This is a genomic window from Pseudomonas sichuanensis (assembly GCF_003231305.1).
Classification (GTDB): domain Bacteria; phylum Pseudomonadota; class Gammaproteobacteria; order Pseudomonadales; family Pseudomonadaceae; genus Aquipseudomonas; species Aquipseudomonas sichuanensis.
The window spans coordinates 1-5,798 of the sequence record NZ_QKVM01000100.1; the positions used below are offsets into that span (position 1 = coordinate 1).

At 56.6% G+C, this 5,798-nt stretch carries 6 protein-coding genes; 3 read left to right on the forward strand and 3 right to left on the reverse strand.

What is annotated here, in order from left to right; genetic code table 11:
* The first annotated feature begins 422 nt into the window (after nucleotides 1-422).
* The 3 genes from DM373_RS27985 to DM373_RS27995 all read left to right on the forward strand — a co-directional run bounded on the left by DM373_RS27985 (nucleotide 423) and on the right by DM373_RS27995 (nucleotide 3,399).
* A complete protein-coding gene (locus DM373_RS27985) occupies nucleotides 423-1,910 on the forward strand; it encodes a SulP family inorganic anion transporter (RefSeq protein ID WP_009684101.1) in 1,488 nt (495 codons plus the stop codon).
* An 11-nt stretch (nucleotides 1,911-1,921) separates the two neighbouring features.
* Nucleotides 1,922-2,773, forward strand: a complete 852-nt coding sequence (locus DM373_RS27990; protein ID WP_012316922.1) for a universal stress protein — start codon at nucleotides 1,922-1,924, stop codon at nucleotides 2,771-2,773.
* Nucleotides 2,774-2,865: 92 nt separating this feature from the next.
* A complete protein-coding gene (locus DM373_RS27995) occupies nucleotides 2,866-3,399 on the forward strand; it encodes an NUDIX hydrolase (RefSeq protein ID WP_009684099.1) in 534 nt (177 codons plus the stop codon).
* A gap of 33 nt (nucleotides 3,400-3,432) precedes the next feature.
* Here DM373_RS27995 and tnpC read toward each other — a convergent pair whose 3' ends face one another.
* The 3 genes from tnpC to tnpA all read right to left on the reverse strand — a co-directional run bounded on the left by tnpC (nucleotide 3,433) and on the right by tnpA (nucleotide 5,694).
* Nucleotides 3,433-4,968, reverse strand: coding sequence for an IS66 family transposase (gene tnpC / locus DM373_RS28000; RefSeq protein ID WP_009684098.1), 1,536 nt, complete (start codon nucleotides 4,966-4,968; stop codon nucleotides 3,433-3,435).
* Nucleotides 4,969-5,029: 61 nt separating this feature from the next.
* Nucleotides 5,030-5,365: an IS66 family insertion sequence element accessory protein TnpB gene (gene tnpB, locus DM373_RS29395; protein WP_009684097.1), complete on the reverse strand. Its 336-nt coding sequence runs from the start codon at nucleotides 5,363-5,365 to the stop codon at nucleotides 5,030-5,032.
* Nucleotides 5,362-5,694 (reverse strand): IS66-like element accessory protein TnpA, encoded by a 333-nt coding sequence (tnpA, locus tag DM373_RS29890; RefSeq protein WP_009684096.1) that lies wholly within the window; start codon nucleotides 5,692-5,694, stop codon nucleotides 5,362-5,364. The genes tnpB and tnpA overlap by 4 nt, the downstream gene beginning before the upstream one ends.
* Nucleotides 5,695-5,798: the final 104 nt, after the last annotated feature.

A 5,798-nucleotide genomic window follows, 5' to 3' on the forward strand; every position in this document is an offset into this window, starting at 1 on the left:
GTAACCGTCTGGCCAACTCACCCCTCAGCACACAGACCAGCTCGGACAAGAACGGGTGGAAAACAAAGCCTTGCCCGCAGGTATACCCATTGAATAAGCCTGTATCTGACGTAGGTCATGCAGAGCCTGCCAGCGGGTCGCAATCGACGATGGCTTCATTGTATACTTCGGCTCCGCATACCCCTTGAGCTACAGGAACATCAGCATGACTGTACTCCAAACGATCTACTGGCAGCCTACGCCGCCTTAGCGCTACGCCCCCTCGCAACAACCTGCTTCCGCTAGCCTCGCTCGCGGGTGCTCACTGCTGTACGCCTGGTTTTACACCTTAAGCACACAGCAAAAAATCCTCAAAATTTGAATTTGTATCGATTCGCTCGCCACTCCCTTGGCGTGCGCGATGCTTTGCCTTGGATATTTATATGCTGCAAAAACTTAGACAAACGTGGTTTTCCAACGTCCGTGCCGACGTGCTCGCGGGGCTGGTGGTCGCACTCGCGCTGATCCCGGAAGCCATCGCCTTTTCCATCATCGCCGGGGTAGATCCCAAAGTCGGTCTCTACGCCTCCTTCTGTATCTGTGCTGTCATCGCCTTTGTCGGCGGGCGCCCCGGAATGATCTCGGCGGCGACAGGCGCCATGGCACTGCTGATGGTTACGCTGGTAAAAGAGCATGGACTCCAGTACCTGCTGGCCGCGACGCTACTATGTGGCGTACTTCAAATCCTTGCCGGCTACCTGAAGCTCGGCTCGTTGATGCGCTTTGTTTCACGCTCGGTAGTCACCGGCTTCGTAAACGCATTAGCGATTCTGATTTTTATGGCGCAATTGCCTGAGCTGACCAATGTCACCTGGCATGTCTATGCCATGACCGCTGCGGGCCTGGGAATCATCTACCTGTTCCCGTATGTACCGAAAATCGGCAAGGTGATTCCCTCTCCATTGGTGTGCATTCTGACGCTGACTGCCATCGCCATTTACCTCGGTTTGGATATCCGCACCGTCGGTGACATGGGCCAACTGCCTGATACGCTCCCGATCTTCCTCTGGCCTGAAGTTCCGCTGAATTTTGAAACCCTGCGCATCATTTTCCCGTACTCGGCTGCGTTGGCAGTAGTGGGTCTACTCGAATCAATGATGACCGCGACCATCGTCGACGACCTTACCGACACCACCAGCAACAAAAACCGCGAGTGCAAAGGCCAGGGTGTGGCCAACATCGCTGCCGGCATGCTTGGCGGCATGGCAGGTTGCGCCATGATCGGCCAGTCGATCATCAACGTGAAATCTGGTGGCCGCACCCGTCTCTCGACATTGTGTGCCGGCGTTTTCCTGCTGCTGATGGTGGTATTTCTTGGCGAGTGGCTCTCCAAAATCCCTATGGCGGCACTCGTGGCTGTGATGATCATGGTGTCCATCGGCACCTTTAGCTGGGATTCCTTGCGTAATCTGAAAGAGCATCCGCTGTCGACCAACCTCGTCATGGTGGCGACCGTCGTGGTCGTCGTGGCCACTCACAATCTGGCTTACGGCGTACTGGTAGGTGTGCTGCTGGCCTCCCTGTTCTTCGCAAACAAGGTCGGGCACTACCTGGATATCAAGAGCACTCTTGAAGAGACGAAATCGCATCGGACTTACCGCGTCGTGGGCCAGGTGTTCTTTAGCTCTGCGGACAAGTTCACTGAGGTTTTTGACTTCAAGGAGGCGCTCAACAAGGTCACCATCGATCTCACACAGGCGCATTTCTGGGATATCACCGCCGTCGCAGCGCTGGATAAGGTCGTGATCAAGTTCCGACGCGAAGGCGCTGAGGTTGAAGTGCTCGGTCTCAATGAAGCCAGCGCGACAATCGTTGACCGCTTCGGCGTGCATGACAAACCCGGTGCCATCGACAAGCTCATGAGCCACTAAGGAGAACGACAATGACCCGCGTAATGGCATGCATTGATAACTCACAATCCTCATTGGCGGTCTGCGATTACGCAGCATGGGCCTCGCAACGACTCAGCGCTCCCCTGACCTTGCTTCATGTGCTGGATAAGGAGAAATATCCTGCATCCGCTGACCTCAGCGGCAATATCGGTCTCGGTAGCAGAGAACATCTGCTGGAAGAGTTGGCCATGCTGGATGCGCAGCGGGCAAAACTGGCGTTGGAGCATGGGCAGCACATGCTTGAAAAAGCTCGCGAGCGAACAGTTCACTCTGGCGCCATGTCACCTGATATGAAGCAGCGCCATGGCCATCTCGTCGAGAGCCTGAGCGATCTCCAAGACGATATTCGGTTACTGGTGATTGGAAGAGTCGGTGAGGACAGCACGCGCAGTGCCCAAAGTCTTGGCAGCCAGATTGAAGCGATAGTCCGAACTATCCACCGCCCCACCCTGATTACAACCAGCCATTTCAGGAAACCTGAAACGGTCATGGTGGCATTTGACGGCAGCGCAACAGGCCACAAGACCTTACAGATGCTTGCTTCAAGCCCGCTGTGCGAAGGCCTGCCAATTCATATCGTCATGGTTGGAACGGATTCTGAAGACAACCAGAACGCGCTGGAGAAGGCACGAACCACGCTTGCGTCTTCCGGCTCGCTGGTGCATTCCGAGATCCGCCCAGGCGAAGTAGAGTCCACACTGCATGCGTATCAGGCAGAGCACGGCATTGACCTCTTGGTCATGGGGGCGTACGGGCACTCACGCATCAGGCAGTTTCTGATAGGCAGCACGACCACGACGATGCTGCGTACATCCACTGTACCCTTATTGCTGCTTCGCTGAGCCAGTTCCACTGGCCACAGTATTTCCAGAACTGAGGAAATACCGTGGCCACCCTGGACGATGACTAACTGATCTTGCCGCTACGAGACCACATGCAACTCATAACTGAAATTGTTCACCCCGAGCTGAAATCCAAGCAGGGCAGAGTATTCCGTCGACATGCAGCTCGCGGCATCGTGATGCGGGGTGAACAGATCCTGTTGCTGTTCACCGAGCGCTATAACGATTTCAGCTTTCCTGGAGGCGGCCTTGATGGTGACGAGGACATTGTCGCAGGCCTGAAGCGTGAGCTTGAGGAAGAGACTGGTGCTCGTGAAATACAGGTGCTCCAGCACTACGGTTACATCGAGGAGTACCGGCCCTACCAAAAGCCACAGTACGATCTGATGCACATGACCTCGCATTTTTATCAATGCGAAGTAGCGCCCCAGCTAGAGCCGGTGAGAATGGAAAGCCACGAAATCGCTAATGGTATGCGGCCTGTCTGGATCAACCTGCATGAAGCCATCGCACACAATGAAGCCGTCATGCAGCGTCACGAGTCTTCGATGGGGCAGTCAATTCTGCGCGAAACCTACATGCTGAGAAAAGTCGCTTCCGAATTGTTGATGCCAATCAGCCTTTGAGCTGACTATTTGGCGAAGTCCACTTAGCCTGCCTCAGGCAAGCATCCAATGCTGCGGGAGTAATTGCGTGATTTCGCTCGCCCGCTGTGTCGGAAGCCGCATCAGTACATCCTTGAGATAGGCATACGGATCGTGCCCATTCATACGCGCCGACTGGATCAGGCTCATGATTGCCGCCGCCCTTTTTCCACTGCGCAGCGACCCGGCAAATAACCAGTTCGAGCGCCCAAGCGCCCACGGCCGGATCAAATTCTCGATCTGGTTATTGTCGATGGGCACAGCACCATCTTCCAGGTAGCGCGTCAGCGCTACCCAGCGTTTAAGGCTGTAATCCAGGGCCTTGGCCGTGGCCGAACCCTCGGGCACAAGTTCGCGTTGGGCCAACATCCACTCATGCAGTTTTTCAGCGATGGGCACCGCTGTTTCCTGACGTAATCGCCAGCGGGCTTCGTCGCTCATTTCCTTGGCGTGTCGCTCGACTTCATACAACCCGCCAATCGAGTGAAGCGCCTGCTCCGCCAACTGGCTTTTATTGGCTGCATGCAGGTCGAAGAATTTGCGGCGTGCATGGGCCATGCAGCCGATTTCGGTGATGCCCAGCTCGAAGCTGGCCTTGTAGCCGGCGAAGTCATCGCAGACCAGCTTACCGTTCCACGTGCCCAGGAAGTTACGCGCATGTTCGCCGGCACGGCTGGGGCTGAAGTCGTAGACCACGGCCTTTAGGGCCGAGAAAGGCGTGGTGCTATAGGCCCACACGTAAGCGCGGTGGGTTTTCTTTTCGCCTGGTGCGAGCATCTGAACCGGGGTCTCATCGGCGTGGATCACGCCCTGGGCCAACACATGCTCACGCAGCGCATCGACCAGAGGCTGGAGCTGCACACCGGTCTGTCCGATCCATTGCGCCAGTGTCGAACGGGCGATGGGCAGTCCGGCCCGACCAAAAATCTTCTCCTGCCGGTACAGCGGTAAATGGTCGGCGAACTTCGCCACCATCACGTGGGCCAAAAGGCCTGCGGTCGGGATGCCCTTGTCGATCACTTGGGCCGGTACAGGCGCCTGGATCAGTGTTTCACACTGACGGCACGTCCATTTTCCACGCACATGCCGCTCAACTGTGAACACGCCCGGAGTGTAATCGAGCTTCTCGCTGACGTCTTCGCCGATTCGCTGAAGCTGGCAGCCGCACACGCACTGAGTATTCTCTGGTTCGTGACGGATCACGGTTCGCGGAAACTGCGGCGGCAGTGGTGCACGCTTGGGCTTATGACGTGGCTCGGCCGGTGCGGCCGGCGGATTGGCTGCCTTCAGCTCGGCTTCGATAGCTGCGATATCGGTATCGAGCAGATCATCAAGCAGACTGCCTTGGTCGGGGCTCAGTTGCTCGCTGCGCTTGGCGAACTTGTGTCGCTTGAGGATGGCGATTTCATGAGCCAGTTGCTCGTTGACCGTTTCGAGGCGTTGGATTTTCTGGCTCATGGAGTCGACCTGGGACAGCAACTGCATAGCCTGTTCGGCCAAGCCGCGCAGCTGTTCCGGTGTCATCTGGTCGAGATTGGGCGAGGAAGTCATGCCGCTGATTGTGTCAGAGCAGGTCGTCAACAGCGATAAACCGATGGGCTAATGGCAGGGGCTAAAGCACTGTGATCGCGCTGCCTGCGCCGACCCGCTGCCACGGCAAACCCAGTACCAAGGCTTGAAGTTGCTCGTTATCGAGTTCGACTTCCGATCCGTGACGGATGCCGGGCCAATGAAACTTGCCTTGGTTCAATCGTCGCGCTGCCAGCCAAATGCCCACACCGTCATGCACCAAGACTTTCATTCGGTTGGCACGGCGATTAGCGAAGAGGTATGCGCAGTGCGGCTTCGCCACACCGAACACCGCGATCACCCTGGCCAGCGCGGTCTCGGTACCGGCGCGCATGTCCATAGGCTCGGTGGCAAGCCAGATGGCATCGATCCGAATCATTCCAACAGGTCTCGCAGAAAGGTGGCACAGGCGACAGCGCTTTCGGTCGGCCAGTTCACTTTGACGGTGCCACGCGGGTGCTGGATTTCAATGCAGATACTTGATGAAGCTGCCTGCGAATGTCCTCCGGCTAGCGGCAAGGGCACTGGAATGAAAGCAGGTTGCAGCGCCATAGTTTTGTTCGTGAGTACCCTAATCCATTTATGTACGAGGTTCGCGTTAAGGCTGTGCTTCTGCGCGACGCTGGCAATCGATGCGCCGGGCTGGGCGCACTCTTGGACAACTTGGGCCTTGAAGGATTTTGAATAGGAACGGCGTTGTGACTGCATGGAAAGACCCGCTTAAAAGGCTAGAAATGGTGTCCACTTAAATTAGGTGGACACCATCGCCTTTGGCGTCGGGGTCAGGAAGGTGAGTTGGCCGGACGGTTACG

Bases quoted from the DNA above. Each gene is read 5' to 3' on its own strand.
- tnpB (WP_009684097.1), bottom strand. From the start codon at position 5,365: ATGATTCGGATCGATGCCATCTGGCTTGCCACCGAGCCTATGGACATG.
- DM373_RS27995 (WP_009684099.1), top strand. From the start codon at position 2,866: ATGCAACTCATAACTGAAATTGTTCACCCCGAGCTGAAATCCAAGCAG.
- tnpC (WP_009684098.1), bottom strand. From the start codon at position 4,968: ATGACTTCCTCGCCCAATCTCGACCAGATGACACCGGAACAGCTGCGC.
- DM373_RS27990 (WP_012316922.1), top strand. From the start codon at position 1,922: ATGACCCGCGTAATGGCATGCATTGATAACTCACAATCCTCATTGGCG.
- DM373_RS27985 (WP_009684101.1), top strand. From the start codon at position 423: ATGCTGCAAAAACTTAGACAAACGTGGTTTTCCAACGTCCGTGCCGAC.
- tnpA (WP_009684096.1), bottom strand. From the start codon at position 5,694: ATGCAGTCACAACGCCGTTCCTATTCAAAATCCTTCAAGGCCCAAGTT.